The following is a 25,625-nucleotide window of genomic DNA, read 5'->3' as shown; positions in this document are numbered from 1 at the left end:
CGAAGACCGAAGGGGCTCCGTCCGGACGGTGATCCGGACGGAGCCCCTTCGTCGTGCGGGCAGGTGCGGGGAGCGAGGGGGGTCAGTTCCAGGTGCGGGCGCGCAACGGCATCCCGGACGTGCCCGGCTGCGGTGTCCGCACGGCGAGGACCTGGTTGACGCCGATGCCGTTGCGCTCGAAGGCGAGGGCGGAGGCGGCCATGTAGAGGCGCCAGACGCGAGCGCGGCCCGGACCGGTGAGGCGCCGCGCCCGCACCCACTGGGCCTCCAGGTTGGCGCCCCAGCAGCGCAGGGTGAGGGCGTAGTGCTCACGCAGGGACTCGACGTCGCGGACCTCGAACCCGGCACGCTCCAACTGGGTCACCGTGGTGCCGATGGGGGCGAGTTCGCCGTCCGGGAAGACGTACGCGTCGATGAACGGGTCGACGGCGTACGAGGATTCGTCCCGCCGGGGCGGCCGGGCGATCTGGTGGTTGAGCAGCCGCCCGCCCGGCTTCAGCAGGGCGTACAGACCGCGGGCGTAGTCCAGGTACCGCTCGGCGCCCACATGTTCGGCCATGCCGATGGAGGAGATCGCGTCGAAGGGGCCGTCGGTGACGTCCCGGTAGTCCTGCACCCGGATCTCGACGCGGTCGGCGAGCCCCTCCTCGGCGACCCGCTTGCGGGCGTACGCGGCCTGCTCCTGGGAGAGCGTGACACCGACGACCTCGACGCCGTGCTCGCGGGCGGCGTGCACGGCCATGGAGCCCCAGCCGCAGCCGACGTCGAGGAGCCGCTGACCCGGCTTCAGGCTCAGCTTGCGGCAGACCAGTTCCAGCTTGTCGCGCTGGGCGTCCTCCAGGGTGCCGTCCGGAGTGTCCCAGTAGGCGCACGAATAGACCATGGAGGGGCCCAGGACGATCTCGTAGAAGTCGTTCCCGACGTCGTAGTGGTGGCTGATGGCCCGCTTGTCGCTGCGCCGGGTGTGGAGGTGGCGGGCCCGGCGGACCTCCTCCACGGGCGGCGGGGGCGGCGGCAGCGGGCCGGCCATCCTGGCCAGCCCGCGGACGGCGGCGCGGACCTCCGGGTCGCGGACCGCCTCGGCGAGGCCGCGGGCGTCCTCCCCGCGGTCCCAGAGGAGTCCGGCCAGCAGGTCCAGGGCGGTGTACAGGTCGCCGTCGATGCCCAGGTCCCCGGCGATCCAGGCACGGACCAGCCCCAGTTCGCCGGGCTTCCACAGGATGCGGCGCAGCGCGCGGCGGTTGCGCACGACGAGGGCGGGCGCCTCGGGCGGCCCTGCCTCGGAGCCGTCCCAGGCGCGGACGCGCACCGGAAGCGGGGCTCCCAGCAACTGTTCGACGAGGCCCTTCAGCCGCCGCGCGGTGTCAGCCATGGTGCACACCTCCGTGACAGGTCCCGGAATGTCCAACACCACGTAAACACCTGAGGGGCCGGATCGCAGTCCCCCGTCGGCATTACGGCTGGGCAAAATGCGGGTGTCGTCCGGTCCCGGCCCCCTCGCACCGACCGGGTCCGGCTCCTGTCGCCGTACGCCGAAGGGGCCGCCCGCACCACGGATGGCGGGCGGCCCCTTCGGGGACTGCGGTGTGACCGGAGGTCAGGAGGCCTTGGCCTTCTCCTCGGTCTTGGCCGCGACCGGGACCGGGACCGGCTTGGCGGCCTCGTAGAACTCGTCGCGCGGAGCGTGGATCGCGCCGAGCGCCACGACCTCACGCTTGAGGAACAGCGCCAGCGTCCACTCCGCGAAGATGCGGATCTTCCGGTTCCAGGTCGGCATGGCAAGGCCGTGGTAGGTGCGGTGCATGTACCACGCCAGGCGGCCGCGCAGCTTGATCCTCATCTTGCCCACGACGATCATCGCGACGCCCTTGTGGAGGCCCAGGCCCGCGACCGCGCCCTTGTTGGCGTGGCTGTACTCCTTCTGCGGGAAGCCCCGCAGGCCGGCCACCACGTTGTCGCCGAGGGTCCTGGACTGGCGCAGCGCGTGCTGCGCGTTGGGCGGGCACCAGGCGTTCTCGTTGCCCGCCTTGCGGCCGACGAGGTCCGGCACCTGGGCGTTGTCGCCGGCGGCCCAGATGTAGTCCGTGCCCTTGACCTGGAGCGTGGGCTCGGTGTCCACGTGGCCGCGCGGTCCCAGCGGCAGGCCGAAGCGGGCCAGCGCCGGGTTGGGCTTGACGCCCGCGGTCCACACGATCGTGTTCGAGTCGACCTCGAGGCCGTTCTTGAGCACCACGTGGCCGTCGACGCAGGACTCCATGGAGGTCGACAGGTAGACCTCGACGCCGCGACCCTCGAGGTGCTCCCTGCCGTACTGGCCGAGCTTGGGGCCGACCTCGGGAAGGATCTTGTCGGCGGCGTCGACGAGGATGAAGCGCATGTCGTCGCGGGACACGTTCTTGTAGTACTTGGCCGCGTCCCGGGCCATGTCCTCGACCTCGCCGACGGTCTCCGCGCCGGCGAAGCCACCGCCGACGAAGACGAAGGTGAGCGCCTTGCGGCGGACCTCCTCGTCGGTCGTGGAGTCGGCCTTGTCGAGCTGCTCGAGAACGTGGTTGCGCAGGCCGATGGCCTCCTCGATGCCCTTCATGCCGATGCCCTGCTCGGCGAGGCCGGGGATCGGGAAGGTGCGGGAGACGGCGCCCAGCGCGATGACGAGGTAGTCGAAGGGCAGCTCGTACGCCTCGCCGACCAGCGGGGAGATGCGCGCGACCTTGCGGTCCTGGTCGATGCTGGTGACCCGGCCGGTGAGGACCTCCGCCTTCGGCAGCACGCGCCGCAGCGGGACGACGACGTGCCGGGGGGAGATGCTGCCGGCGGCGGCTTCGGGGAGGAAGGGCTGGTAGGTCATGTACGAGCGCGGGTCGACGACCGTGACGGTCGCCTCGCCGTAGCGCATCTTCTTCAGAATGCGTCGAGCTGCGTACAGGCCTACGTACCCACCGCCTACTACGAGGATCCTGGGACGCTCCGTGGTGCTCATGGCATCGAGTATCCACCTGCCGGCGGGGGGAAGCTCGTGCGCCCCTTCACAAGCTCATGCCAGGTATCTGCTATAGTTCGCGGCCCTCGCAGCGCAGGCCAGGGCGCCCCGACGGAACAGTCGTACGGGCGGAGACTCGTCAAGGCCGCGTGAGCTGCGCCGACCTCCTGAGGAAGATCCACACGGGCTCCGGATCCGGGCCCGCACGGCCCCATACTCTCGCTCGTGTGAGCACGTGCAAGGGTCCACTGAGCCCCACGGATGGGCCATTCGGCCCATGGCGCCGCCCAGCTGGGACGATTTCCTTGTGAAGAACTTCACGAACTTTTCCGCCGGCGCCGTGCCGAGGGGCCCGCCGGGGCCCTCGGACACGCTCATACGGTATCCGACCTGCTCAAGGGAGGCTACCGGCGAGTAGAGAACCCGCCCGCCCGGCGAAGGACCGGGCGGTCCCACCGGGATATCGCGTGTACACACAGGTGCGTACACTGCCTCATGACTGAGAACACCGTGACCGTACGGGAAGCCCGCGCGCACCTCGCCGACCACATCAACCGGGCCGAGCAAGGCGTCCCGACGGTCATCACTCGCAATGGGGTCCCGGTGGCTGCCGTGGTCCCGATCTCGGACTTCGAAGCGTTGGAGGAAGCAGCCGACGTGATGGTGGCGCGTGAAGCCGAAGCAGTGCTGGCCGAGGGCGGCGCCACAGTGACGATGGCGGAACTGCTGGCGGATCTGTTCACCGACCAGGACGGCGAGGCGGCGTGAAGTGCGCCTTCCGGTTCACCACGGCGGCACAGCGGCAGCTCAGGGCCGTCAGCCGGCCCGACGCGATGCGTATCCTGACTGCGCTGACCGCACTCGGTGACGACCCGTACCGCCAGGACGCAGACGTCAAGAAACTCACCGGACCGTCGGGGCTCTACCTGCTCCGGGTCAAAAGCTACCGGGTCGCCTACCAGATCAACGATGGTGAACTCGTCGTCCTCGTCATCAAGGTGGGCGACCGGCGCGACGTCTACCGCAACCTGTGACGCCCCGCCCGACACCCCCACCGCCGGGCACCGCCCGTCAAAGCACCTCGCTCGCCGCGTAATGAGCGATCCCGTCGAGGATGTCGTGCTCGCTGACCACGACCTCGGCGGCCCCGGTCCGCTCCATGACGGCGAGCAGCACGAGGGCGCCCGCGCCGATGACGTCCACGCGTCCCGGGTGCATGGAGGGGATCGCCGCGCGCTCGGCGTGCGTGGACCTCAGGAGCCGCTCGGTGATCTCGCGCACGCGGTCGTGGGAGAGGCGGGAGTGGTGGATCCGCGCCGAGTCGTACTCCGGCAGGTCCTGCGCGATCGCCGAGACGGTGGTCACCGAACCCGCGAGCCCCACCAGCGTGTGCGCCTCACGCAGCGGCACCGACCGCTCCGCCAGGTCGAGCGCGGCCTCGATGTCGGACCGTATGGCCGCGATCTGCTCCTCGGTGGGCGGGTCGGTCACGGCCCCGTCGCGCACGAGGTGCCGCTCGGTCATGCGGACGCAGCCGATGTCGACGGACCGGGCGCCGCGCACCCGGTCGTCGCCGACGACGAACTCCGTGGACCCGCCGCCGATGTCGACGACGAGGAAGGGCCCCTCGAGGTCCTCCCGGCCGGCCAGCTCCCTGGTCGCGCCCGTGAAGGAGAACTCCGCCTCCTGCTCGCCGGAGATGACCTCGGGCTCGACACCGAGGATGTCCAGCACGCCGCGCACGAACTCCTCCCGGTTCTCGGCGTCACGGGAGGCGGAGGTGGCGACGAAGCGGATCCGCTCCGCGCCGTGTTTGTGGATGATCCCGGCGTACTCGCGGCAGGCGGCGAAGGTGCGCTGGAGCGCCTCCGGCGCGAGCCGCCCGGTGCGGTCCACGCCCTGGCCCAGCCGGACGATGGTCATCCGCCGGTCCAGGTCGACGAGTTCACCGGTCGCCGGGTCCGCGTCCGCGACCAGCAGCCGGATGGAGTTCGTGCCGCAGTCGACGGCGGCCACCCGGGTCACCGGCCGTCCTCCTCGGCATCGGCGGTGGGGGCGGCATCGCCGGTGGGGGCGGCATCGTCGGCGGGCCGGAACGCGAACCAGCCGGAGTCCGACGCCTCCACCTGCCACTCCTCACCGGACGGCGGTCCCGCGGGCGTCACGCACGGCCCCTTGCGCCACCATTCCGGCAGCATCGCGATCGCCTCGTCGCCGAGCGGGTTGACGCCCGGGCCCGCGGCCAGGGAGTGCGCCACGAGCACGTGCAGGCACTTCACCCGGTCCGGCATGCCGCCCGCGCTCGGGAAGCCCTGGAGGACCTCGACGGCGTCACGACGGGCGATGTAGTCCTCGTGCGCGGCCCGGTAGGCGGCGGCCAGCTCCGGGTCGGTGGCCAGCCGGTCCGTCATCTCCTTCATGACGCCGTTCGCCTCCAGCGTGCCGATGGCCGAGGCGGCACGCGGGCACGTCAGGTAGTACGTCGTCGGGAACGGTGTCCCGTCGGGGAGCCGCGGCGCCGTCTCCACGACGTCCGGCTGCCCGCACGGGCACCGGTGCGCGATCGCACGCAGCCCGCGCGGCGCGCGGCCCAGCTGCTGTGTGACGGACTGGACGTCCGCGTCCGTGGGCTCGGTGCGCGGGGTGGGCGGCGGAGGGATTTCCATGGCTGCTTTCAGGCTGTCTTTCTCGGTTCACTTGCCGGACGACGCGTCGGACGTGTCGACGCCGTACCAGATGTTGGCGTACCAGGGGCGCAGGGACGTCGTCCGGTCCGTGCGCGGCTGCTCGGCGGGACGCGGGCCGATCACGACGTACCCGGTCTCCCCCGGCATCACGTAGTGCAGCCGCTGCCGGATCTGCTGCTCCGCGTACGCGTCGTCCTGCCAGCGCGCCTTGAGGTCGCGCAGCTGCTCGACCCGCCGGCGGGCCTGCTCCTGCTGCCGCTCCAGGTCGGCGATGTCCGCGCGCTGGGAGACGTACTGGCGCATCGGGTACGCGAGCGCCACGATCAGCGAGCACAGGACGAGCGCGAGCAGGGCGGCCCGGCCGGTGAGCCGGGAGCGGTGGGCCTGCCGTCTGTTCTGGGAGCGGTAGACCCGGGCCGCCGTCTGCTCGCCGAGCAGCCTCAGCCTGGTCGCTGTGGAGAACCGGTCGCGGTCCTTCACGGCCATCTCTCCCGCCTCCCCTTCACACGTACGTACGTCCCCGCACACGGTACGGGACCGAGTACGGGGACGTACGGACGACTGGCTAAGGCGTGGCCCTGCTCGCTCAGCCCTTGAAGCGCGGGAAGGCGCTGCGGCCGGCGTAGACCGCCGCGTCGTCGAGGATCTCCTCGATGCGCAGCAGCTGGTTGTACTTGGCCACGCGCTCGGAGCGGGCCGGGGCGCCGGTCTTGATCTGGCCGCAGTTGGTGGCGACGGCCAGGTCGGCGATGGTGACGTCCTCGGTCTCGCCGGAGCGGTGGGACATCATGCACTTGAAGCCGTTGCGCTGGGCCAGCTCGACGGCGTCCAGGGTCTCGGTCAGCGAGCCGATCTGGTTGACCTTGACGAGCAGGGCGTTGGCGGTGCCCTCCTCGATGCCGCGGGCCAGGCGCTCGGGGTTGGTGACGAACAGGTCGTCGCCGACGAGCTGGACCTTGTCGCCGAGCCTGTCGGTGATGACCTTCCAGCCGGCCCAGTCGTCCTCGAACAGCGGGTCCTCGATGGAGACCAGCGGGTAGGCCGCCACGAGCTCCTCGTAGTACTCCGTCATCTCGGCGGCGGAGCGCTCCTTGCCCTCGAAGAGGTACTTGCCGTCCTTGTAGAACTCGGAGGCGGCGACGTCGAGGGCGAGGGCGATCTGCTGGCCGGGGGCGTAGCCGGCCTCCTTGATCGCCTCCAGGATGAGGTCGAGGGCCTCGCGGTTGGAGCCGAGGTTCGGGGCGAAGCCGCCCTCGTCGCCCAGGCCGGTGGACAGACCCTTGTTCTTCAGCACCTTCTTGAGGGTGTGGTAGACCTCGGCGCCCCAGCGCAGGGCCTCGGAGAAGGACTCCGCACCGATCGGGGCGATCATGAACTCCTGGATGTCCACGTTGGAGTCGGCGTGCGAGCCGCCGTTCAGGATGTTCATCATCGGCACCGGCAGCAGGTGCGCGTTCGGGCCGCCCAGGTAGCGGAACAGCGGCAGGTCGCTGGCCTCGGAGGCGGCGTGGGCGACGGCGAGGGAGACACCGAGGATGGCGTTGGCGCCGAGGGAGCCCTTGTTGTCGGTGGCGTCCAGGTCGAACATCGCCTGGTCGATCAGGCGCTGCTCCGTGGCGTCGTAGCCGACCAGCTCCGGGCCGATCTGCTCGATGACCGCGAGCACGGCCTTCTCGACGCCCTTGCCCTGGTAGCGGTTCGGGTCGCCGTCGCGCAGCTCGATGGCCTCGAAGGCCCCGGTGGAGGCGCCGGACGGGACGGCGGCACGACCCGTGCTGCCGTCGTCGAGGCCGACCTCGACCTCGACCGTGGGGTTGCCTCGGGAGTCCAGGATTTCCCGGGCTACGACGACGTCGATGGACGGCACGAGCATCTCCTTCGTGGATGTGACGCTGAGGGTGCGGGGCACCTTGCGACTAGAGACTAACCGTCCCCGGGATGCCGGAAGCCGACCGACCGTCCCGTGGACAGAGTGACGGTACACATTGTTCCTGCACTGAACAAAGGGCCTGGGGAAAGAGGCGGCGAACATCACGGGACGCGCAGGAAAAAAGCCCCGCTCCGGAGCGTTCGGGGGAAAACGCACCGGAGCGGGGAGCCTGTGGGGCGGGGGCCGCCCTCACACCGTCACTTCAGGTGCAGCCGCTGGCCCGGGAAGATGAGGTCGGCGTCCTTGACGACGCCCTTGTTCAGCTGGAACAGCTTCTGCCAGCCGCCCTTGACGTCGTGCTCGGCGGCGATGCCGCTGAGGGTGTCGCCCTTGACGACGGTGTACTCGCCGTCGCCCTTCGCGACCTTCGCGACCTTCGAGGCGGCCGGGGCGGCGGCCTTCGGAGCGGCCTTCGGGGCGGCCGGGCGCGCGGCCGACCGGGAGGACTGCTGCTGCGCGGCGGGGCGGGGCGCGGCCTTGGCGGCACTCGACGAGCCGCCGGTCACGGCGCCGCCGTAGGGAGTGCTGGACAGGCCCCTGCCGCAGACCGGCCAGGCGCCCTTGCCCTGGCCCGCGAGGACCTTCTCGGCGATGGCTATCTGCTGCGCCTTGGTGGCCAGGTCGGCACGCGAGGCGTAGGCGGTGCCGCCGAACGCGGCCCAGGTCGAGTTGGTGAACTGCAGGCCGCCGTAGAAGCCGTTGCCGGTGTTGATGGACCAGTTGCCGCCGGACTCGCACCGGGCGACGGCGTCCCACTCGGCGGCGGTGGCGGCCGAGGCGTTGCCGGCCGCGAGCAGCGGGGCGGCGATGGCGGCGCCGGTGACTCCGGCGAGCGCGATGACACGGGTGGCTTTGGACGGGCGGCGGTGCTTGCCGTTGCCGGAACACAGCATGGTTCGTTCCCCTCACCGACGCCTGCGAGGTGAGCTGTCGGGTTCGGGCCGGTTGAGTTGCCCGGCCGCGCTTGTCAGGGCGCGCGGCTTCACCCCAAGCCGTCCCCGGTCAACGTCCGGGCACGGCACTTACCTTGGGTCCCCCGCTCCTGCCTACGGCGCTTGACGCGACGACTGTTCCCGTGCGGCCACTGGCAGGATTAGGCGTGGCGGCCGTCGGAGCCCGCTGTGGCGAGCGGCATGACCGTAAGCAGTCGATCCACCGAATTTCAAAGCTGATCAGGGCGAGTGAGACCCATCTCTCACTTTCACCAAACAGGACATATCACATGAAGTGGGGCGTGAACTGTCGTCGAGACGACGGCAGTTCAGGACCGCCCAGCGGTCGCGTCGGCATCGAGCGCAAGGCTCTGACCGGGGAGGATGAGGTCGGGATCGATGCCGACCGTCTGCTTGTTCGCGTCGTACAGCGCCCTCCACCCGCCCGTGAGGTCGAGCGAGTCGGCAATGCCCGCGAGACTGTCCCCGGGGCGAACGGTGTACGAGTCGTCGTCCGCGTCCCGCGGGTCGGACGAGTCGCGCGAGGCATGCCGGCCCGCCGCATCGCCGGTACGGCCGTCCAGGGCGCCCTCGTCGGCACTGTCCCCGCGATGACGGCCCACGCCCGGGTCCTCGGATTCCTCGCTCTCCGAAGCGGCCCCACTCTGCCCGGACTTGTCCGAGTCATCGCCCTTCGTCGTATTGGCGAGCGAGTCATCGGAATCGCCTGATTCAGCCGCATTCGCCGCACTCTTTCCGGAATCGGTGAGCGAGGCTCCGGAAGGGGACGAAGAGGGAGAGGAGGGAGAAGAGGGGTAAGTCGGAGAAGAACCCTTCGATACGGATGTGCCGGACGACTCGGACAGACCGGAGTCGGCAGCGGAGTCCGCCGCCGAACCGCCGCCGGAGGCATCGCCGGCCACCCCGGTGTCGACGCGGGCGGAGGCCGTGTCCTTGTCCAGGCCCGAGAGCAGACCGCAGCCCGGCCACACCGAGACGCCCCGGTCGGCGAGGATCTTCTCGGCGACGGCGATCTGCTGCGAGCGGCTGGCCTGGTCGGGGCGCGGGGCGTAGTCCAGACCGCCGTACGCGTCCCAGTCGCCCTGCGACAACTGAAGTCCGCCGAAGCGGCCGTTGCCGGTGTCGGCGCTCCAGGATCCGCCGCTCTCGCACTCCGCGACCCGGTCCCAGGTCGTGCCGCTGGCCGCGCTCGCACCGGTGGCGCCGAGGAGCGGGATGGCGATCGCTGATCCGGTCACTCCCGCCGCGACGAGGAGAGCCGGAGCCTGGCGGGGGCGACGGTGACGACCGGTCCCGGAGAGCATGCGGTTGCCTTTCACGTGACAGCAGTGACCAACGCGGCGGCCGTGGCGCACCGCCGTGTTGCTGCGTGAACGTATCGGCACTCGAACGCCTGTCACAAGTCAATGCAGCGCAGATCACGTGAAGATCACAGAGTTGAGGGAATGTCAGCTTCCCGCGGTCCTCGGTCTTTTGGCCGTGTCACCGGGAGCGGCCGCCCGCAGGGCCGTGGCCGGTGCCGGGCACGGGGGCGAACTCCACGGGGAGCGTGCGCAGTCCGCGCATGATGAGCCCGCCCCGCCAGCGCAGATCGCCCGGATCCACGGCGAGTCGGAGGTCCGGGAGGCGGGTGAGGAGCGTCGCGAGCGCGGTCTGTCCCTCCAGACGCGCGAGGGGCGCGCCGAGGCAGTAGTGGATGCCGTGCCCGTATCCGAGGTGCTGGTTGTCGCGGCGGGAGAGGTCGAGGGCGTCGGGGTCGGCGAACCGCTCCGGATCCCGGTCCGCGGCGGCCAGGACGACGAGGACGGGGTCGCCGGGGGCGATGTGCTGCCCTCCGATGGTGACCGGCTGCGTGGCGAACCGCCACGTCGCCATCTCCACCGGGCCGTCGTAGCGCAGGAGTTCCTCCACACCGGTGGCGAGGAGGTCCCGCTCGTGACGGGCCAGGGACGCCTGGAGGCGGGCCCGCTGCCCGGGGTGGGTGAGGAGGGCGTACGTCCCGTTGCCGATGAGGTTGACGGTGGTCTCGAACCCGGCGAACAGCAGGATGAACGCCATGGCGGCGGCCTCGTTCTCGGTGAGGTGCTCGCCGTGGTCGGAGGCGCGGATGAGCCCGGAGATGAGGTCCTCACCGGGCTCCGGAGTGCCGGGCAGGGCCTCGCGTTTGCGGTGGATGAGGTCCGCGAGGTATCCGCGCATCTTCTTGACGGAGCGTGCGACCCCGCCCCGCGGGCCTTTGCCGTGCCCGCGGGGGTCCGGGGGCGCGTCCCCGGGAAGATGCAGCATCATTCCCGCCCAGTCCCGGAAGTCGTCCTGGTCCTCGCCGGGCACGCCGAGCAGGTCGCAGATGGCGTAGATGGGGAGCGGGAAGGCGAACTCGCGGATGAGGTCGGCGTGTCCGCGGCCCGAGAAGCCGTCGATGAGCCGGTCGGCCAGTTCCTGCACACGGGGCGCGAACTCGGCGACGCGCCGGGGGGTGAACGCCTTGGAGACGAGCCGGCGCAGCCGGGTGTGGTCCGGCGGGTCGATGTTGAGCAGGTGCGTCATCAGCTCGGCCTTGCGCTCACCCGGGATGCCGGTCCTGCCCCGGGCGTGGACGGGCTCGTCGTGGTGCGCCGGGTTCTTGCTGAGCCGCTGGTCGGCGAGGGCCTGCCGGGCATCGGCGTATCGGGTGACCAGCCAGGCCTCCACGCCGCTGGGCAGCCTGGTCCGGTGCACGGGGGCGTGCTCGCGGAGCCAGGCGTAGGAGGGATACGGGTCGGCCGCGAACTCCCAGGTGAAGAGTCCGGGGTCCGGGCCATGGGTGGGGGCGGGCGGCTGGGGCTGGGTGGTCACACCTCGACGGTATCCGGCGGGCCGGACCGCACGGCCCACGGGTCACCGCCCCCGCCCCCGGCCTCGCCGGGCGGGCGGGTGCGGACTGCCGCACGGTCGGGGCGACCAGGGCCCCCGGCCCCTGGGAACTCCGGCCGCCGGCCGCGGCGATGCTCAGCCCCCGCTCTCCACCGCCCGGATGGCGTCCCGGTAGGCCCGCCCTGCCGCCCGGAGGGCCGCCTCCGGGTCCACGCCCTCCGTCTCCGCGCGCACCGCGAGGGCGAGCAGCTCGTAGCCGATCCCCTCGCCCCGGGGAAGCGGGACGTCGAGGCCCGCCGTCCGCACCCGTGAGGCGAGCTTCGCCGCCAGGGCGAGTCCCGGCTGGCCCAGGGGGATGCCCTCCGTCACGGATGTGCGCTGCTTCTCCACCGCCTTGGTGCGCAGCCAGTGCTCCTTGACCTCTTCCGGCGTCGTCGCGGTCTCGTCGCCGAACACGTGCGGGTGACGGTGGATCAGCTTGGCGACGATGCCGCCCGCCACGTCGTCGACGGAGAAGGGGGCGTCCGGGTCCTCCTCGGCTATCCGGGCGTGGAAGACGACCTGGAGCAGGACGTCTCCCAGCTCCTCGCGCAGTTCGTCGCGGTCGCCCTCCTCAATGGCCTCGACCAGCTCGTACGCCTCCTCGATGCCGTACTTGGCCAGGCCCTCGTGGGTCTGCCGCGACGACCAGGGGCACTCGGCGCGGATGCGGTCCATGACCTGCACGAGGTCGAGGAGGCGGGCGCCCGGCAGGTCGTAGGACGCGGGGAGCAGCTCCAGCTCCGGCATCCGCACCCGTCCCGAGCCCGCCAGCCCGGCCAGGCCGTCGGTGAGGCGGGGCTCGCCCTCGCCGGTCGCGACCACGACCACGGTGCGACCGCCGGCGCAGGCGTCGACCAGCTCCCGCGCGGTCGGGGCGGTCTCCTCGACGGTGATGCCCGCCTCGCGCAGATAGGGCAGCTGGGGGTGCGCGCCGTCCGCGCACAGGACCCGGTCGGCACCGTGCAGCGCCTGCCAGGCGGGCCAGGACAGCAGGCCGGGCGCGACCCGGTGGCTGGTGGTGAGCAGGACGACACGACCGGGGGCGACGTCGGGTGCGGGGGCGGCGGAGGCGGAGGTTCCGTACGAACCTTCGCCGTGCGGGCTGCTTGCGTTCACCCTTCGAACGTAACCCACGTCACCGACAGACCCACGGTCGTCCACAGGCCCGGCCCGAGCGCCGGGCGCGCGTCACGCCGTCTGCGGCGGCGTCTCCGCCCCCGTGACCTGCTTGACCCACGGCGTCTTCGCGTCCACCCGGGTGCTCTTCTCCACGTCCCACGTGCCGTAGCGCGGGTTCAGGTCGATGCGGAGCTGCTTCGACGCCTCGGACATCGCCTTCCAGAAGGCGGCCTTGCCGTCGGTCGTGTTCATGTCGGCGCCGAGCGCGGCGGCGAGCTTCTGCGCCTCGACCTCGGTGCGCAGGCTGTCGTCGATGCGCTCGGGAGCCACCCCGTACTGCTGCAGCCAGGCCGACTGCAGCGCCTTCGCGCCGCCCGCCTGCTGCTCCAGGGTCGTCCGCATCCGCTGCACGTCCTGAGGAGTGGCGCGCACGCCCGCGTTCCTGGCGGCACGGTCCAGCACCCGGTCGAGGACCAGGCTGTGCAGCGTGTCCCGGGTGAGGGTGCCCGTCCGGGCGAGCGTCTGCTGGTACTGGGTGTCGTCCGGGGCCGCGGCGCGCTGAGCCGCGCGCACCTCGTTCACCCGGCTCTCCAGCTGTGTGACCGTGATCCGCTGTCCCCCGACGACGGCTGCGGCGCCCGGATGCGGCGCGCCACCGCAGGCGCTGAGGAGAGGGACCGCGGCCAGAGCGGCGCTGAGGGCGATCGCGGTGCGACGGCGGTGCAAGGTAGCCTCCCCAGGAGATTGTGCGACGGTGCACAAAGTCTTGCGATGATCGATAGTAGGCAGTGAACAGGCTCCGGCCAACCCATTCGGCCAACGATTCGCCCGGGCATCCGGCACCGTCCGCACCCGCCCCGCTGTCAGCCGGTGATGGCCACCGGCCCGTCCCAGGCGTCCCGGTCCACCGTGATCGTGTAACCGCCGCGCGTCTCCTTGCTGTTGACCAGGTACTGGTGGCCGCGGCTGTGGTCCGTGTACTGGCCGGAGCCGAACGGCCAGTCCGTGGTGGTGGTGTACGTCTTGTCCCACAGGGCGTACCAGAGGTTGCCCGGCAGATCGGTGCGGTCGGTCGCGGTGGCGACGGCCTTGGCGCTGGAGCTCGCGAAGCCGTAGAAGCCGGCGCGGTACGTCTTGGCGCGCAGGCCCTTGTCGAAGGCGCGCACGTAGGTGAGCACGGCGTCGTTGCACGCCTTGTCGGTGATGTCGTACGGCTCCATGTCGAGGTAGATCGGGCTGCCCGCCTTCATGCCGAGCGCCGACGCCTTGGCCACGGCGTCGGAGGCGTCGCTCGCGCCGAGCGAGGCGGCGGTGGAGGCCGTCAGCTTCTCGGGGTTGGAGCTCGTCTGGCAGGGCGGCTGCGCGCCGACGTAGATCGGGATGAGCTTCCAGCCGATGGAGCTGACCGACTTCACCCAGGACGCGGTCAGGTTGGGCTGGTTGCAGCCGCGGTTCTTGCCGCCCACGTACACGGCGGCGGCCCCGTAGAACCCGGTGTGCCACGCCTTCATCGCGGCCTGCGACGGCGCGGTGCAGGTGTCGAACGCGCGCCCGGTGAAGGTGCGCTGGGCGGGCCATGTCGTGGCCGCCATCGACGTCTGCGCGGCGACCCCGGCCCCGGCGACCACGGCGGCCCCGGTCACGGCCCACGCGATGTATCTGCGCTTCCTGGACAGCCGATGGCTCGACATGAAGGCCCCACCCCTGGTTGTGCGATGTCGGTGTTGTGCGATGCCGGTCGATGACTCGAACGAACGCAACGTGACGGACGTCGGGTCCGCGCGTGGAAAAGGTAATCCCTCCGGGCGCACAAGATTCCTTCAGGGCACCGTAAGAGCGGGTGCCCCGTGCGCCTGTCAGCCGCGCACCTGCCCCAGCCACTGCAGGGTCCGGCGGATGTCCCCGGCCAGCGGATGGCCGGGCCCCCGCAGTCGCTCCACGTCGTGCAGGAGCCGTACGAGGGTCTCGTGGGCGGCCGCGCGGTCGCCGAGGGCGAGGAGCAGGTGCCCGATGCGACGGCGGACGTCGTGCGCGAGTTCGGGATCGCCCGCGACGTACTGGTTCTCGTAGTACGGCAGCAGCGAGCGGTACTCGGCGAGCGCCGCAGCGGGTTCGCCGAGCTGCTCCAGGCACTGCGCGGCGTCGTAGCGGAAGCGCAGGGCCTGGGGGTCGGCCTGGCCCGCCTCGGTGGCGCGTTCGTCGGCGAGGCGGCGCAGTTCGGGCAGGGCGCGCCGGTACTGGCCGTCGTCCATGAGGGTGGCCGCGTACTGCTTGCGCAGGGTGCGGACGACCGGCGAGTGCTCGCCGTGCTGGGCCGCAGCCGCCGGGAGGATCGCACCGAGAATGTCGACGGCCTGGGTGATGCGGCCCTGGCCGAGAAGGCGCTTGACCTCCTCGACGGCGCCCGCGACATCGGGTTTCTCGACCGCGGGTGCCGGCTGCGGCTGGGGCGCCGGGGTACGGGCGCGGTCCGGCCACGGCGCGTGCGGGCGGAGGAAGGGGCGCGTGGGGTCGAGGGGGGCACCCGTGGGCATGCCGCGCGCCGGAAGGAGCGGGAGCAGGTGCTCGTACGTCTCCTGCGCGGAGGACGGGCGGTGCTGCGGGTCCTTGGCGAGCAGGCTCAGGACGAGCGATTCGAGCACCTCGGGCACTTCGGGGCGCAGCCGGCGGACCGGTACCGGCGGTTCGTAGAGATGGCGGTGCAGCACCCCGAGCGCGGTGGAACCGCTGAAGGGCACGTCCCCGCTGAGGAGTTCGTGCATGAGGACACCGAGCGCGTACAGGTCCGTGTAGGGGCCGACCGCGCCGCCCATCGCCTGCTCGGGCGCCATGTAGGCGGGCGAGCCGATGGGGGAGCCGGTGTGGGTGAGACGGGTCGTGTCCGAGTCCATCACCGAGGCCACACCGAGGTCGAGGACGGTGACCGTGCCGTCCTGCTTGACCATCACGTTCCGGGGCTTCAGGTCGCGGTGGATGATCGGCACGGCGTGCACGGCGGAGAGCACCGCGCACAGTTGCGCGGCCACGGCCACGACCCACTGCCAGGGGTACGGGTCGTGCTCGGCCAGATGGTCGGCGAGGTCGGCCCCGTCGACGTACTGCATGACGAGGTAGAGCTCCTCGCCCTCGCTGCCCGCGTCGTGCACGGTCACCAGGCCGGGGTGGTCGACCTGCGCGGTGACCCGGCACTCCCGCACGAAACGGCGGCGCAGTTCGTCCGCTTCCTGGCCCGCGACCTTGTCGGGGCGCAGCAGCTTGACGGCCACGCGCCGGTCCAGGCGGCGGTCGTACGCCGTCCAGACCTGGCCCATGCCGCCCTGGCCGATGAGCGTGGACAGTTCGTAACGGCCGGCGACGATGCGTCCGGTCGCCACGCTCACCTGCCGTCCTCGTGCTTGCGCAGGTAGTCGCTGAGTTCATCGAGCTCGGCCCGCACCTGGTCGATGCGCGCGGGCGCGGGACGCTGCGGCTGCGGGGGCTGCGGCTGCGGCTGCGGCTGCGGCTGCGGCTGCGGCGGCGGCGGCGCGGGGGTGTACGGGGACGGCGGCGTCTGCGAGTGCGTCACCCCGTACGGGGCGGCGGGCGGATAGCCGTAGCCCGACTGGTAGCCGGTGGCGTGCGGCGCGGGGCCGATGGGCGGCAGGGCTCGGTGGTGGCGTATGTCGAAGACCAGGAACCACGCGCAGCTGATCGCGCCGAGGAGGAGGATGGCGGCCAGCGCCACGTCGCTGCGGGGGTCGGTCTCCGGGACGGCGCCGATGACGGCGAAGCCCACGATGGCCACCGGCAGACTGACCCAGGCCAGGAGCCAGTCCCACCATTTGCCGCGCATCACGGCGATCCGGAACAGCGGGACGCAGGCGAGCAGTCCACAGGTGAGGAATCCGGCGAGGGCGAACAGCACGCGCAGGGTGATGACCGTGCCCGTACTGCGGGTGCGCGGCGCCGCGCCGTGGCCGTACATGACTGCTCCTGGAACCGGGTGAGGACGGACGTACGAGTGTCGGAGTCCGAGGGTATAGCCCGGCTCGGACACATGGTCCGGAGATGTGCCGAACCGTTGCCGTTCCGAACCGCAGGCACGGGGCGGCGTCACGGACGGTGAAGGCGGACGGGGCGTGCGTGAGGGCGGCGCGGCGCGGGTCGCGTGGGAGCGTCGCACGACGGCCCTTGCGCCCGGCGCGTCAGGCCGGCGGGACCGTACCGTCCGTCAGACCGTCGTACAGCCCGCGCACAAGTCGTTCGCCGAGGCGTCCCGCCAGGCGCAGCGCGTCCTCGAAGGCGGCCAGCGCCCGGAAGCGCTCGCCGTAACGGTGTTGCTGATCGAGCGGCAGCCGCGGCAGCTGGAGGCGCCGCACGTCGAGACGGGTCGCGGTGGAGGCATAGCTGGTGGCCTGGCGGTTGTTGGCGGTGCCGCGCAGGAAGCCGGCGAGGAACCAGGGGTCGAGCGCGGCCGGATCGGGGCGCAGCAGCGCCAGGTTGCGCCCGAGGGCGGCCCCGGCGGTGGCCCGGTCGATGACGCGTGCGACGGCGCCGCCGCCGAGGACGGGCACCACCACGTCGCCCTCCTCGACGAGGACCGGTTCCTCCCCGGCCTCGGGCAGCGTGCCGGAGGGTGCGGTGCCCGAGAGGACGTCGAGGTCGGTGAGCACGCGCGTGTGCGGGCCGTTGCCGCCGGTGCGCATCACCAGGGCGCCGGCGCGGACGAGTTCGCCGATCGTGGTGAGCGGCCAGCGGGCCGGGCCGCCGCTGTCGCCCGCGGGCGGGGTGAGGTCGGTGGTGAGGCGGAGGGTCTCGTCGAGGCGGGCGCGCAGGGCGGTGAGCTCCTCGGCGCCGCCGCCGGCCGTGGGCGGCGGGAGATGGCGGGCCGGGGCCAGGTCGACATCGTCGTCGAGGAGTTCGATGACGGGCACGCACCGGCTCACGCCCGGCACCTCCGGTGCGGTGCCGGCCCGGACGAACGCGCGCCAGGCGTCGAGGACGGTGCTGCGCACGCTCTGCCAGTCGGGGCCGCCGCGCCCCTCGGGGGCGAGGGCGCCGGCGTCGGTGAGCAGCACCTCGGGCTGCACGGGCGCCTGCTCGGGGCGGCGCAGCACCCACAGGTGCAGCGGGATGTTGTACGGCGGCGCCGCGCCCACCGGCAGTGCGATCACGGCGCGCAGAGCGCCGCGGCGCAGCAGATCGGCGCGGATGCGGCGGCCCGAGCGCCGGGAGGCGGCGGCGGGCGGCATCAGCAGGACGGCGGTGCCGCCGTCCTCGAGACGGGCCAGGGCGTGCTGCACCCAGGCGAGTTCGGACTCCGTGCGGGCCGGGAAGCCGTACTCCCAGCGAGGGTCGTAGGCGAGTTCGTCGTGGCCCCAGTTGCGCTCGTTGAACGGCGGGTGGCACAGCACCACGTCGGCCCTGACGCTGTCGAACGCGTCCGCCCTGAGGCTGTCTCCGGCGGCGGTGCGGACGGCGGCCCTGCTGTGCAGCGCGAGGCGCAGCGCGGTGAGCGCGGCGAGGCCGGGGTCGTCGTCCTGGCCGTACAGCTCCTGGTCGGACGCGGGGGCGACGGCACGCAGCAGGGCGCCGGTGCCGCAGGCCGGGTCGAGGACGGTGCGGGCAGGCCCGGCGAGGTCGGCCATCAGGGCGGCCAGGTCGCCCGGAGTGAGCGTGTACTGGCGCGGGTTGGCGTCGAGGTGCCGGCCGAGCAGGAACTCGTAGGCGTCGCGGGCGCCCAGGTCCGCGGCGAGGTCGGCGGCGGCGCGCAGGAGCGGCGCCGACGGCAGCAGCTGCGCCGGGGTCGGGACGGGCACGGCGGGCCTGCGGAGCGCGCCGAAGCGGGGGGTGAGCACCTGCTCCAGGGCGGTGGGCAGCAGTCGGGCGAGCAGTTCGTCGGGGCCGGAGCTCGCCTCCTTCCAGACCGTGGGCCGGTCGCGGACGAGGACGAGGACACAGCCCGTGTGAACGAGGGCGGTGACCGGACCGGCGGGGTGGCCGGCGAGCTGCTGCCAGACCCGTTCCCGCAGCGGCACCTCGGCGAGCTTGCCCTGGCGGCGCAGCCACTCCTCGACCTCGCCGAGCGCGAAGGAGGGACTGGTCTCGGTGCCGCCGACCGGTTTGGGGAAATCGGCGTGGCGGCGGCGCCAATTGCTGACGGCGGCACGGCCGACCCCTGCCATCCGGGCGATCCCGGCGGCGGTCACCTCTGTCCCGTTCTCCTGCACCGGCCCGGCTCCCCTCTGCCCTGTGCGGCGCCTGCGTTGCGGGCGCCTTGGTCTGCGGCACCCCTCGCCCTGTGGCGTCGAGCATACCGAGGCGCGCTGGATTCATCGCTTCACGAGCGTGTACACACATCCGAGCGTGAATCGTGTTGACTCGGTTCACAGGCTCTGCTCTTATTGACCCAGCGAACGAGCGATTCGCCGAGCGGGCGGATCCGGTCGACCGGGGAGGGGACGTGCCATGGGCATGAAGGGGAAGATCGCGTTGGGAGCCGTCATCGGCGTCGTCGTCATCGGCGTGGTGTCGGCGAACGCGGGCACCGAGGGGGCCAAGGACGGCGGCAAGGGGTCGTCCGCGTCCACGGCCCGGGGCGCCACGGGCCACAACGGCGACAAGGGTGGCAAGGGTGGCAAGGGTGGCAAGGGCGGCAAGAAGGAGAAGGCCGCCCGGCCGGCGTTCGGCGGCGACGGCAGCTACCAGGTCGGCAAGGACATCCGGCCCGGCACGTACCGGACCACCGGCAACACCGACGGCATGTGCTACTGGGAGCGGGCCAAGGACGCCTCGGGCGAGATCGACTCCCTGCTCGCCAACGACAACGTCACCGGCACGAGTTACGTGACCGTCAAGGCCACCGACAAGCTCTTCACGTCGAGGGACTGCGCGGACTGGGAGGCCGTCGACCCCAAGGCCGCGGGCTCGCCCTCCGGTTCACGCGTCAAGGGCGACGGCGGGATGTACCGGGTCGGCGTCGACATCGCTCCCGGCACGTACAGATCCCCCGGCAACAAGGACGACTCGTGCTACTGGGAGCGCACGAAGGACGCCCTGCACTCCATCGACTCCATCGCGGCGAACGACAACGTGACCGGAACCGCCGTCGTCACGGTCAGCGCGAAGGACGCCTACTTCAAGACCACGGGCTGCCAGGACTGGACGAGGACGTCCTGACCCTCCCCCGCCCTCAGGGCCCGGGTGGACGCCGCCCCCGCGGCGTCCACCCCTCCACCCCACCTCATGTCTCTCACCCCTAGGAACTGCCATGCGTCGCACCGTACTCGCCGCCCTCTGCCTCACCGCCGCGGCCACCACGGGACTCACCGGCTGTCTGTCCGGCCAGAACAGCGCCTCCGACAAGCCCAAGGGCCCGTTCCCCGGGATGACCGGCGGCGAGATCGCCGACCGGGCCGTGAAGGCCACCACCGGGGCCGGCTCGCTGCGTATGACGGGGGACGTGCCCGACGACCAGAGCAAGGGCACGATCCACATCGACATGGCCCTCGACAAGAAGGGCGAGTGCGCCGGGACGCTCGGCATGGGCGGACAGGGCAAGGCCGACCTGATCAAGACCGGCGACACCGTCTACATGAAGTACGACGAAGCGTTCCTGCGCGCGCAGAGCAAGGGCGAGTCCAAGGCCGACACGGACGCGGTCGTGGGCATGCTGGCCGGGAAGTGGACCAAGATGTCGGCGACGGGCAAGGACGCCAAGGACATCGCGGGCTTCTGCGACCTGGACACGGTGCTGGCCGGCGCCGAGGACGTGAACTCCGACGCGACCCGCGGCGCGACCACCACGGTCGACGGCACCCCGGCGATCGTCCTGCACGAGAAGGACGGCAAGGACCGCTACACGCTGTACGTCGCCACGCAGGGCAAGCCCTACCTCCTGAAGGTCACCAGCACCTCCCCGAAGGACCCGGGCGCCGTCACCTTCACCGACTACGAGAAGCCGGTCGCGGCCGACGCGCCCAAGGGCAAGGTCCTCGACCTGGACGCGCTGGGCGGCTGAGACGAGCCGGGCGGCACGGCACCGCCCGGACTCCGGCGCACACGGCCCGCGCGCTTCCCGTCAGCCGGCGGGGAACCGCGCGGGCGCCCTCATCCACCGCACTGCGTCAGCATGGCCGCCTTGTCCGCGGCGGTGACGGGAAGGCCGTACTTCAGCGACACCTGCGCGAAGCGCACCGCGTAGGAGCAGCGGATCCGCCTGTTCGGAGGCAGCCAGGCGGCCGGACCCGAGTCACCCTTGGCGCCATTGGCGGGGCCGTCCACCGGGACCAGGTTGAGCGGGTCGTTGGCGATGTCCTCGCGCTTGCCCTTCGTCCAGCGCGAGGCGCCCATCTGCCAGTCGTACGAGAGCGGCATGACGTGGTCGATCTGCACCGTCGCGGCACGGGACTTCGTCCACCGGATCGTCTTGCCGGTGTACGGGTCGTGCAGCGTCATGGAGACGACGACGCAGTCCGAGCCGGCCCGGAAACGGACCTTCTCCCCGTCGCGCTTCAGCAGATCGTTGCGCGTTATCTCTATCTTCCTCCTGAGCTCGATGCACATGAGGCACAGCCGTAACCCCTTCTTGTCGCTCGCCGTTATCAGTCATGCCATGAGGCACATGAGTGACATCGGAGACAGGAAGCAGATTCCGTGACGTTACGTGCAGAGAAGGCCGTGTCGCCTACCACCGGCGAGATCACCTGGCTCCTGGTCGACGAGGAGACTTACGCGCCTCACCCCGAGGCCCGCGAGTTCTCTCTGTACCTGCGCGGAGCCGGGCGGTCACCGCAGACACAGCGCGCTTACATCCCCAGAATCGGTCGCTTCCTCAACTGGTGCACGGAGCGAGGCGCCGGCTGGAAGAGCGTCGGGCTCGGAGACATGAGCCTGTTCAAGTTCCACGTCGAGCGGACACCGACCCGGTACGGGCGGCCTCCGACCGGCAAGACGGTCAACGCCACGCTCACCGCGGTCTGCGAGTTCCTCCGCTTCTGCGCCGTCCAGGGACACGTGACCCACGAAGTCGCCGCGCGTCTCAGCGAGCCACGCTTCCTCGCCCACGCCCCGGTCGGCTTCGATCCCGGCGAGGGCGGCCAGCACCTGATGGTCAAAGCCCGCGTTCTGAAGGCGCCGGAGGTCGGGCGGGCGCCACAGACACTCACTCGCGCCCAGACGGATCAGATCCTCGACGCCGCTCGCACCGCGCGTGACCGGCTGCTGCTGACCGTCCTCCTGGAAGCAGGCCTCCGCATCGGCGAAGCCCTCGGACTGCGGCGCGAGGACATACATCTGCTCCCCGACTCCACCCACCTCGGCTGCCGGACCGGCGGCGCGCACCTGCACGTCAGGCCGCGGCAGGACAACATCAACGGGGCACGGGCCAAGGCCGGGCGCTCTCGCATGGTCCCGCTCACACCGGAAGTGGTGCATCGATATCGCGATCATCTCGCCGAGCGTGAACAGGTGGCTGGCTCCGCCGACTGCGACTACGTCTTCATCAACCTCGTCGGCGTCCACACGGGACGCCCCCTGTCGTACTCCAACGCCAAGCAGGTGATCGAACGTATCGGGAGGCGCTGCGGTCTGGCCACCAGACCGCACATGATGCGGCATACGGCCGCCACCCGATGGATCCGCAACGGGGTCGCTCCAGACGTCGTGCAGGCCCTCCTGGGGCATGCGTCCTCGGCGAGCACCGCCGTGTACCTGCACGCCCAGGACGAGGATCTCCGCGCAGCCGTCGAGGCCGTCGAGAGTCTCGCGCCGGAGCTGCCGCGATGACCGTTGCGCTCCTCCACTCCGCTGCCGTTCCCTCTTTCCCCGGTGTCCCGGAGTGGCCGTCGTGGCTCGCGGCACGCCTCCCGTCGGGCTGGCGCACAGATGAGTGGGACCCCGTTCAGGCACTGTTCACCGCCAATCCCGGCAACCCGACGACCAGCGTTTTCATCTGTTCGGTGGCCGCCTGTGCCACCCATGTGGCGAGCAACGGATCGCGTTGCGACGCCTGCCGGAAAGCTCGCTACCTCCTGGGGAACCCCACGGACTTCGACACCACGCATACCCCGGATCCGTCCCGCCGCAGGCCCAACACCTCCGCGAACGGGGCGATGCCAGGCGTCTCCCAGTTCTCGCTCGCGGGTGTGACCCCTGCAGTCCGCCAGGAGATCCTTTACGGGCTCCAGCAGCGCGACGACGCCGGAATCAGCCTGGTCCCCCAGCGGGTACGCCGCATTGTGGCCGGCCTCCCAGCCGGACTCGGCTCGCTCCTCGACCTGGACGCCTCCTTCTCCTCCGGGCTTCCGGCTGCGGCCTCCGGCGTCCTGAACGGAGTGCTCCTGCACGTCCGACGCGCACGCGTCGAGTTCGAGGGCACCGATCCGACCTCGGGCGACGTATGGGAGTGCGCCCTCATCGGGCTTACGGCAGGGCGCGGGCGCAAGTATGCCGCTGTCCACGGCGACATCGACTTCCGTCCGGTACGGCAGCGTTGGCTGCGGGAACTGATCAAGGAGTACGGCCGCACGGCACGCCCCAACGTCATGGACCTACGGCAGACCGTCTACGCGGCGACCATCGCGTCCTCCGTACTGGCAGGCCGCCCCCACGGGGATGAGCCGGAGTGCCTCGCCATGGCTGACATGAACGCCGTAGTGGACATGTTCCGCATCACCAAGCGGCCCGAGGACGGTCACGACTACTCCACCAGCCACCGCAGAGCACTGCTACGCCACTGGCGCACATTCCTGGAATACGCCCGTCAGGCCGGGATGATGGACCACGTGCCCGGCGGGTTCGCGCTCAACCCCCGCTTCCACAGCATCGCCGCCGTGGAAGTGACCGAGGACGATCTCGGCCGCGCGATCCCCGAGCATGTCATCGCCCAGCTCGACGCACACCTCGGGCTGCTGGGCACCTCGACGGGGTACGCGAGCGGCGGCTGGACGGCCGCCGACTTCGCACGAATGTACCAGGTGGTCTACGCAGTCCTCCGGGACACCGGCCGACGCCCGGGCGAGGTCACCAGCCTGCACCGCGACTGCCTGGAGCGGATCGACGGCAAACCGACGCTGATCTACGACAACCACAAACGGCGACGCCACGGCCGTCGGCTGCCGATCTCGGAGAGCACCGCCCAGCTGGTCGAAACCTGGCGGCAGGAGCTCGATGCGCTACCGGCCGTACCAGCCTGCGCCCAGTGGCTCTTTCCCTCACCGGGACAGCGCAACCGTCCACGCCGCGGGCATCTGAAGGCCGCGCAGTTCTGCAACCGGATCTTCCGCGACTGGGTCGACGAGCTGATCCCAAACCTCCTGGACGACCGGCTCGACGAGGACGGCGCCCCGCTCGCCTACGACCGAACCCAGGTCGTGCCATACGGCTTCCGCCACGCGTACGCCCAGCGCCATGCCGATGCGGGAACCCGACCCGACGTCCTGCGGGAACTCATGGACCACCGTTCGCTGGACGTGACCATGGGCTACTACAAGGTCTCCCTCACCCGTAAACAGGAGGCCGTACGGACGGTCGCGGCGCTCGCCGTCGACCGGCACGGCACAGCCCACGGTTTCAGTGATCCCCTCGCCTACGAGGTGGAGAGCGTCGGGGTTCCGTACGGCGGCTGTACCGAACCGAGCAACGTCAAGGCGGGCGGCGGGCACTGCCGCATCCGTTTCCAGTGCGCCGGATGCGACTTCTACCGCCCCGATCCCTCCTACCTCCCCTCCCTGGAACAGCAGGTCGCGGACCTGCGAGCCGACAAGGAAGCCGCCCTCGCGATGGAGGCCGCCGACTGGGTCGTACGCAATCTCGATGACCAGATCCGCGCCTACTCGAAGTCGGCCGACGAGATGCGGCGGAAGCTCGACGCCCTGCCCGCCGAGGAGCGGGCCGCCGTCGAATCCGCCTCACGCGAGCTGCGCAAGGCACGTTCGGCAGCGGCCTTCATCCCTCTGCAGGCACTGACGACACGGAGCTCGGAATGAAGATTCCTGCTGCTTCCGGCGGCAACGACCGGAGCGCCCGGGTCGAGCGGCTGCGCGTCAGCCGCGCCAAGGACAGCGAAAACAAGACGAGGCGTGCACTCGACGCCGTGGATGCCCTTCTCCGCTCGGGGCGACGGATCACCGTCACCCAAGTGGCACGGGAGGCCGCGGTGTCCACGTGGTTCGTCTACAACCAGCCTCAGGTCCACCAGGCCGTTCAGGACGGCATCTCCGCCCAGCGAACGCGAGGTCGTCAGAACTCCCACACTCCAGAAGCGTCCCAGGCGTCTCCGGCCGGGTTGCGGACGGACCTTGCACTGGCCCGCGAAGAGATCAAGGACCTCAAGAAGGAGCGCGATCGGCTCCGTAACCGGGTCAGGCTCTCTCTCGGCGCCGAGTTGGAGGGCGTGAACCAGCACGAGCTGATCGAGCGGGTACAGCAGATCGAGCAGCGGAATACCACGCTGGAGCAAGCGCTGTCAGAGACCAGGGATCGGATCGCCGCCCTGGAGGGCCAACTGCGTGAGGCGGAGGACGACCTCACAGCCGCACGAGCCAGTCTGCGCCGTGCCATGCGGGCTGTTCCGTCCCCGTAGCTCGCGTTCCACCACCACCTGCGGCTGTCCGGCTTGAGTGTTGTCTGCCGGGCAGCCGTGAGAGGCGGAATCAGAATGGGAGATCGTTGAAGAACGAGCCGGTCCGGACAGGTGAGACCGGCTCGGAATCACGCTGCTGAAGGAGTGCGACGGCGTCGTTGACGCGCCCCAGGTCGATGAGGTGGCCGGCAAGTTCGTTGCTGTTCTCGGGGGCGTGCTGTTCGAGAACGGCAACAGCTTCCTCGGGGCGTCCGGCGCCGACGAGCAGGTCGGCGATGTGCGGCGCCGCGTACGAGGTGGATCCCTCGGGGTGGGAGCAGGCCTGTGCGACCGCTGCATCGACGCCGTCGCGGGCGGCGATGAGCGGCAACCGTATCCAGTACAGGTCCCAGTCCTCCTCGCCCCCGCGGGCAGCGGCGAGGGCGTCGAGGTGCGCCAGGCCGTCCTCGGCCCCGGAGTCCTAGCCCAGACACCAGCCGCAAAGTAGGTCTCGGGTAGC

At 71.2% G+C, this 25,625-nt stretch carries 23 protein-coding genes, 1 pseudogene and 1 riboswitch; of the genes and pseudogenes, 7 read left to right on the top strand and 17 right to left on the bottom strand.

The features are described 5' to 3' along the window. Positions 1-82 precede the first annotated feature (82 nt). Together ACFYMU_RS20815 and ACFYMU_RS20810 are read right to left on the bottom strand one after the other, a co-directional pair. Positions 83-1,372: a class I SAM-dependent methyltransferase gene (locus ACFYMU_RS20815; RefSeq protein ID WP_388374964.1), complete on the bottom strand. Its 1,290-nt coding sequence runs from the start codon at positions 1,370-1,372 to the stop codon at positions 83-85. Between the two features lie 225 nt (positions 1,373-1,597). Beyond that, on the bottom strand, positions 1,598-2,980 hold the full coding sequence (locus ACFYMU_RS20810; protein ID WP_388374961.1) for an NAD(P)/FAD-dependent oxidoreductase: 1,383 nt from the start codon (positions 2,978-2,980) through the stop codon (positions 1,598-1,600). 495 nt (positions 2,981-3,475) lie between these two features. On the opposite strand from ACFYMU_RS20810, the gene ACFYMU_RS20805 reads away from it, so the two are divergent. Both ACFYMU_RS20805 and ACFYMU_RS20800 read left to right on the top strand, forming a co-directional pair. After that, positions 3,476-3,748, top strand: coding sequence for a type II toxin-antitoxin system Phd/YefM family antitoxin (locus tag ACFYMU_RS20805; RefSeq protein ID WP_388374958.1), 273 nt, complete (start codon positions 3,476-3,478; stop codon positions 3,746-3,748). Then, positions 3,745-4,014 carry a type II toxin-antitoxin system RelE/ParE family toxin gene (locus ACFYMU_RS20800; protein ID WP_388374956.1) on the top strand — a complete coding sequence of 90 codons (270 nt, stop codon included), beginning with the start codon at positions 3,745-3,747 and terminating at the stop codon, positions 4,012-4,014. The genes ACFYMU_RS20805 and ACFYMU_RS20800 overlap by 4 nt, the downstream gene beginning before the upstream one ends. A 37-nt stretch (positions 4,015-4,051) precedes the next feature. On the opposite strand, the gene ACFYMU_RS20795 is transcribed toward ACFYMU_RS20800, so the two are convergent. The 13 genes from ACFYMU_RS20795 to ACFYMU_RS20735 form a co-directional block, all read right to left on the bottom strand. Next, positions 4,052-5,005 (bottom strand): exopolyphosphatase, encoded by a 954-nt coding sequence (locus tag ACFYMU_RS20795; protein WP_388374953.1) that lies wholly within the window; start codon positions 5,003-5,005, stop codon positions 4,052-4,054. After that, entirely contained in the window at positions 5,002-5,646 is a 645-nt protein-coding gene (locus tag ACFYMU_RS20790) for a DUF501 domain-containing protein (protein WP_388374952.1), read from the bottom strand. The genes ACFYMU_RS20795 and ACFYMU_RS20790 overlap by 4 nt, the downstream gene beginning before the upstream one ends. A 27-nt stretch (positions 5,647-5,673) precedes the next feature. Further along, positions 5,674-6,153 carry a septum formation initiator family protein gene (locus ACFYMU_RS20785; protein WP_388374949.1) on the bottom strand — a complete coding sequence of 160 codons (480 nt, stop codon included), beginning with the start codon at positions 6,151-6,153 and terminating at the stop codon, positions 5,674-5,676. A gap of 100 nt (positions 6,154-6,253) precedes the next feature. Beyond that, positions 6,254-7,540 carry a phosphopyruvate hydratase gene (gene eno, locus ACFYMU_RS20780; protein ID WP_388375175.1) on the bottom strand — a complete coding sequence of 429 codons (1,287 nt, stop codon included), beginning with the start codon at positions 7,538-7,540 and terminating at the stop codon, positions 6,254-6,256. 254 nt (positions 7,541-7,794) lie between these two features. Then, positions 7,795-8,490, bottom strand: a complete 696-nt coding sequence (locus tag ACFYMU_RS20775) for a transglycosylase family protein (protein ID WP_388374947.1) — start codon at positions 8,488-8,490, stop codon at positions 7,795-7,797. 4 nt (positions 8,491-8,494) lie between these two features. After that, positions 8,495-8,661, bottom strand: a riboswitch (cyclic di-AMP (ydaO/yuaA leader). 197 nt (positions 8,662-8,858) lie between these two features. Continuing rightward, complete coding sequence (locus ACFYMU_RS20770; protein WP_388374944.1) at positions 8,859-9,854, bottom strand: transglycosylase family protein; 996 nt, start codon at positions 9,852-9,854, stop codon at positions 8,859-8,861. A 178-nt stretch (positions 9,855-10,032) separates the two neighbouring features. Next, positions 10,033-11,385 (bottom strand): cytochrome P450, encoded by a 1,353-nt coding sequence (locus ACFYMU_RS20765; RefSeq protein WP_388374941.1) that lies wholly within the window; start codon positions 11,383-11,385, stop codon positions 10,033-10,035. Between the two features lie 153 nt (positions 11,386-11,538). Further along, entirely contained in the window at positions 11,539-12,561 is a 1,023-nt protein-coding gene (locus ACFYMU_RS20760) for a nucleoside triphosphate pyrophosphohydrolase (RefSeq protein ID WP_388374938.1), read from the bottom strand. A gap of 72 nt (positions 12,562-12,633) precedes the next feature. Further along, positions 12,634-13,290, bottom strand: coding sequence for a SurA N-terminal domain-containing protein (locus tag ACFYMU_RS20755; RefSeq protein WP_388374935.1), 657 nt, complete (start codon positions 13,288-13,290; stop codon positions 12,634-12,636). A gap of 137 nt (positions 13,291-13,427) precedes the next feature. After that, positions 13,428-14,255 carry a glycoside hydrolase domain-containing protein gene (locus tag ACFYMU_RS20750; RefSeq protein WP_388374933.1) on the bottom strand — a complete coding sequence of 276 codons (828 nt, stop codon included), beginning with the start codon at positions 14,253-14,255 and terminating at the stop codon, positions 13,428-13,430. Between the two features lie 165 nt (positions 14,256-14,420). Next, positions 14,421-15,902, bottom strand: a complete 1,482-nt coding sequence (locus tag ACFYMU_RS20745; RefSeq protein WP_388375173.1) for a protein kinase — start codon at positions 15,900-15,902, stop codon at positions 14,421-14,423. A 38-nt stretch (positions 15,903-15,940) separates the two neighbouring features. Continuing rightward, a complete protein-coding gene (locus tag ACFYMU_RS20740) occupies positions 15,941-16,528 on the bottom strand; it encodes a hypothetical protein (RefSeq protein ID WP_388374930.1) in 588 nt (195 codons plus the stop codon). 220 nt (positions 16,529-16,748) lie between these two features. Continuing rightward, entirely contained in the window at positions 16,749-18,773 is a 2,025-nt protein-coding gene (locus tag ACFYMU_RS20735) for an N-6 DNA methylase (RefSeq protein ID WP_388374928.1), read from the bottom strand. A gap of 238 nt (positions 18,774-19,011) precedes the next feature. On the opposite strand from ACFYMU_RS20735, the gene ACFYMU_RS20730 reads away from it, so the two are divergent. Continuing rightward, positions 19,012-19,722, top strand: a complete 711-nt coding sequence (locus ACFYMU_RS20730) for a hypothetical protein (protein ID WP_388374925.1) — start codon at positions 19,012-19,014, stop codon at positions 19,720-19,722. A 91-nt stretch (positions 19,723-19,813) separates the two neighbouring features. Then, positions 19,814-20,563 carry a hypothetical protein gene (locus ACFYMU_RS20725; RefSeq protein WP_388374923.1) on the top strand — a complete coding sequence of 250 codons (750 nt, stop codon included), beginning with the start codon at positions 19,814-19,816 and terminating at the stop codon, positions 20,561-20,563. Between the two features lie 89 nt (positions 20,564-20,652). On the opposite strand, the pseudogene ACFYMU_RS20720 reads toward ACFYMU_RS20725, so the two are convergent. After that, positions 20,653-21,075, bottom strand: a pseudogene (locus ACFYMU_RS20720) (HNH endonuclease family protein); the annotation flags it as partial. Between the two features lie 123 nt (positions 21,076-21,198). On the opposite strand from ACFYMU_RS20720, the gene ACFYMU_RS20715 reads away from it, so the two are divergent. The 3 genes from ACFYMU_RS20715 (at position 21,199) to ACFYMU_RS20705 (ending at position 25,126) form a co-directional block, all read left to right on the top strand. After that, positions 21,199-22,329: a tyrosine-type recombinase/integrase gene (locus tag ACFYMU_RS20715; RefSeq protein ID WP_388374920.1), complete on the top strand. Its 1,131-nt coding sequence runs from the start codon at positions 21,199-21,201 to the stop codon at positions 22,327-22,329. Between the two features lie 359 nt (positions 22,330-22,688). Further along, positions 22,689-24,530, top strand: coding sequence for a tyrosine-type recombinase/integrase (locus ACFYMU_RS20710; protein WP_388374917.1), 1,842 nt, complete (start codon positions 22,689-22,691; stop codon positions 24,528-24,530). Continuing rightward, entirely contained in the window at positions 24,527-25,126 is a 600-nt protein-coding gene (locus ACFYMU_RS20705; RefSeq protein ID WP_388374915.1) for a DUF6262 family protein, read from the top strand. Before ACFYMU_RS20710 ends, ACFYMU_RS20705 begins: the two co-directional genes overlap by 4 nt. A gap of 70 nt (positions 25,127-25,196) precedes the next feature. Here ACFYMU_RS20705 and ACFYMU_RS20700 read toward each other — a convergent pair whose 3' ends face one another. Continuing rightward, a complete protein-coding gene (locus ACFYMU_RS20700; protein ID WP_388374913.1) occupies positions 25,197-25,496 on the bottom strand; it encodes a hypothetical protein in 300 nt (99 codons plus the stop codon). Between the last annotated feature and the right edge of the window lie 129 nt (positions 25,497-25,625).

This window comes from Streptomyces sp. NPDC007264, from assembly GCF_042869095.1.
In the GTDB taxonomy this organism is placed as follows: Bacteria; Actinomycetota; Actinomycetes; order Streptomycetales; family Streptomycetaceae; genus Streptomyces.
The sequence above is the reverse complement of the archived record's forward strand: the minus strand, read 5'-3'. Positions and strand labels throughout refer to the sequence as shown.

Coding starts and splice junctions, on each gene's coding strand:
- ACFYMU_RS20815 (WP_388374964.1), bottom strand. CDS start 1,372: ATGGCTGACACCGCGCGGCGGCTGAAGGGCCTCGTCGAACAGTTGCTG.
- ACFYMU_RS20810 (WP_388374961.1), bottom strand. CDS start 2,980: ATGAGCACCACGGAGCGTCCCAGGATCCTCGTAGTAGGCGGTGGGTAC.
- ACFYMU_RS20805 (WP_388374958.1), top strand. CDS start 3,476: ATGACTGAGAACACCGTGACCGTACGGGAAGCCCGCGCGCACCTCGCC.
- ACFYMU_RS20790 (WP_388374952.1), bottom strand. CDS start 5,646: ATGGAAATCCCTCCGCCGCCCACCCCGCGCACCGAGCCCACGGACGCG.
- ACFYMU_RS20785 (WP_388374949.1), bottom strand. CDS start 6,153: ATGGCCGTGAAGGACCGCGACCGGTTCTCCACAGCGACCAGGCTGAGG.
- eno (WP_388375175.1), bottom strand. CDS start 7,540: ATGCTCGTGCCGTCCATCGACGTCGTCGTAGCCCGGGAAATCCTGGAC.
- ACFYMU_RS20775 (WP_388374947.1), bottom strand. CDS start 8,490: ATGCTGTGTTCCGGCAACGGCAAGCACCGCCGCCCGTCCAAAGCCACC.
- ACFYMU_RS20770 (WP_388374944.1), bottom strand. CDS start 9,854: ATGCTCTCCGGGACCGGTCGTCACCGTCGCCCCCGCCAGGCTCCGGCT.
- ACFYMU_RS20750 (WP_388374933.1), bottom strand. CDS start 14,255: ATGTCGAGCCATCGGCTGTCCAGGAAGCGCAGATACATCGCGTGGGCC.
- ACFYMU_RS20740 (WP_388374930.1), bottom strand. CDS start 16,528: ATGTACGGCCACGGCGCGGCGCCGCGCACCCGCAGTACGGGCACGGTC.
- ACFYMU_RS20730 (WP_388374925.1), top strand. CDS start 19,012: ATGGGCATGAAGGGGAAGATCGCGTTGGGAGCCGTCATCGGCGTCGTC.
- ACFYMU_RS20725 (WP_388374923.1), top strand. CDS start 19,814: ATGCGTCGCACCGTACTCGCCGCCCTCTGCCTCACCGCCGCGGCCACC.
- ACFYMU_RS20705 (WP_388374915.1), top strand. CDS start 24,527: ATGAAGATTCCTGCTGCTTCCGGCGGCAACGACCGGAGCGCCCGGGTC.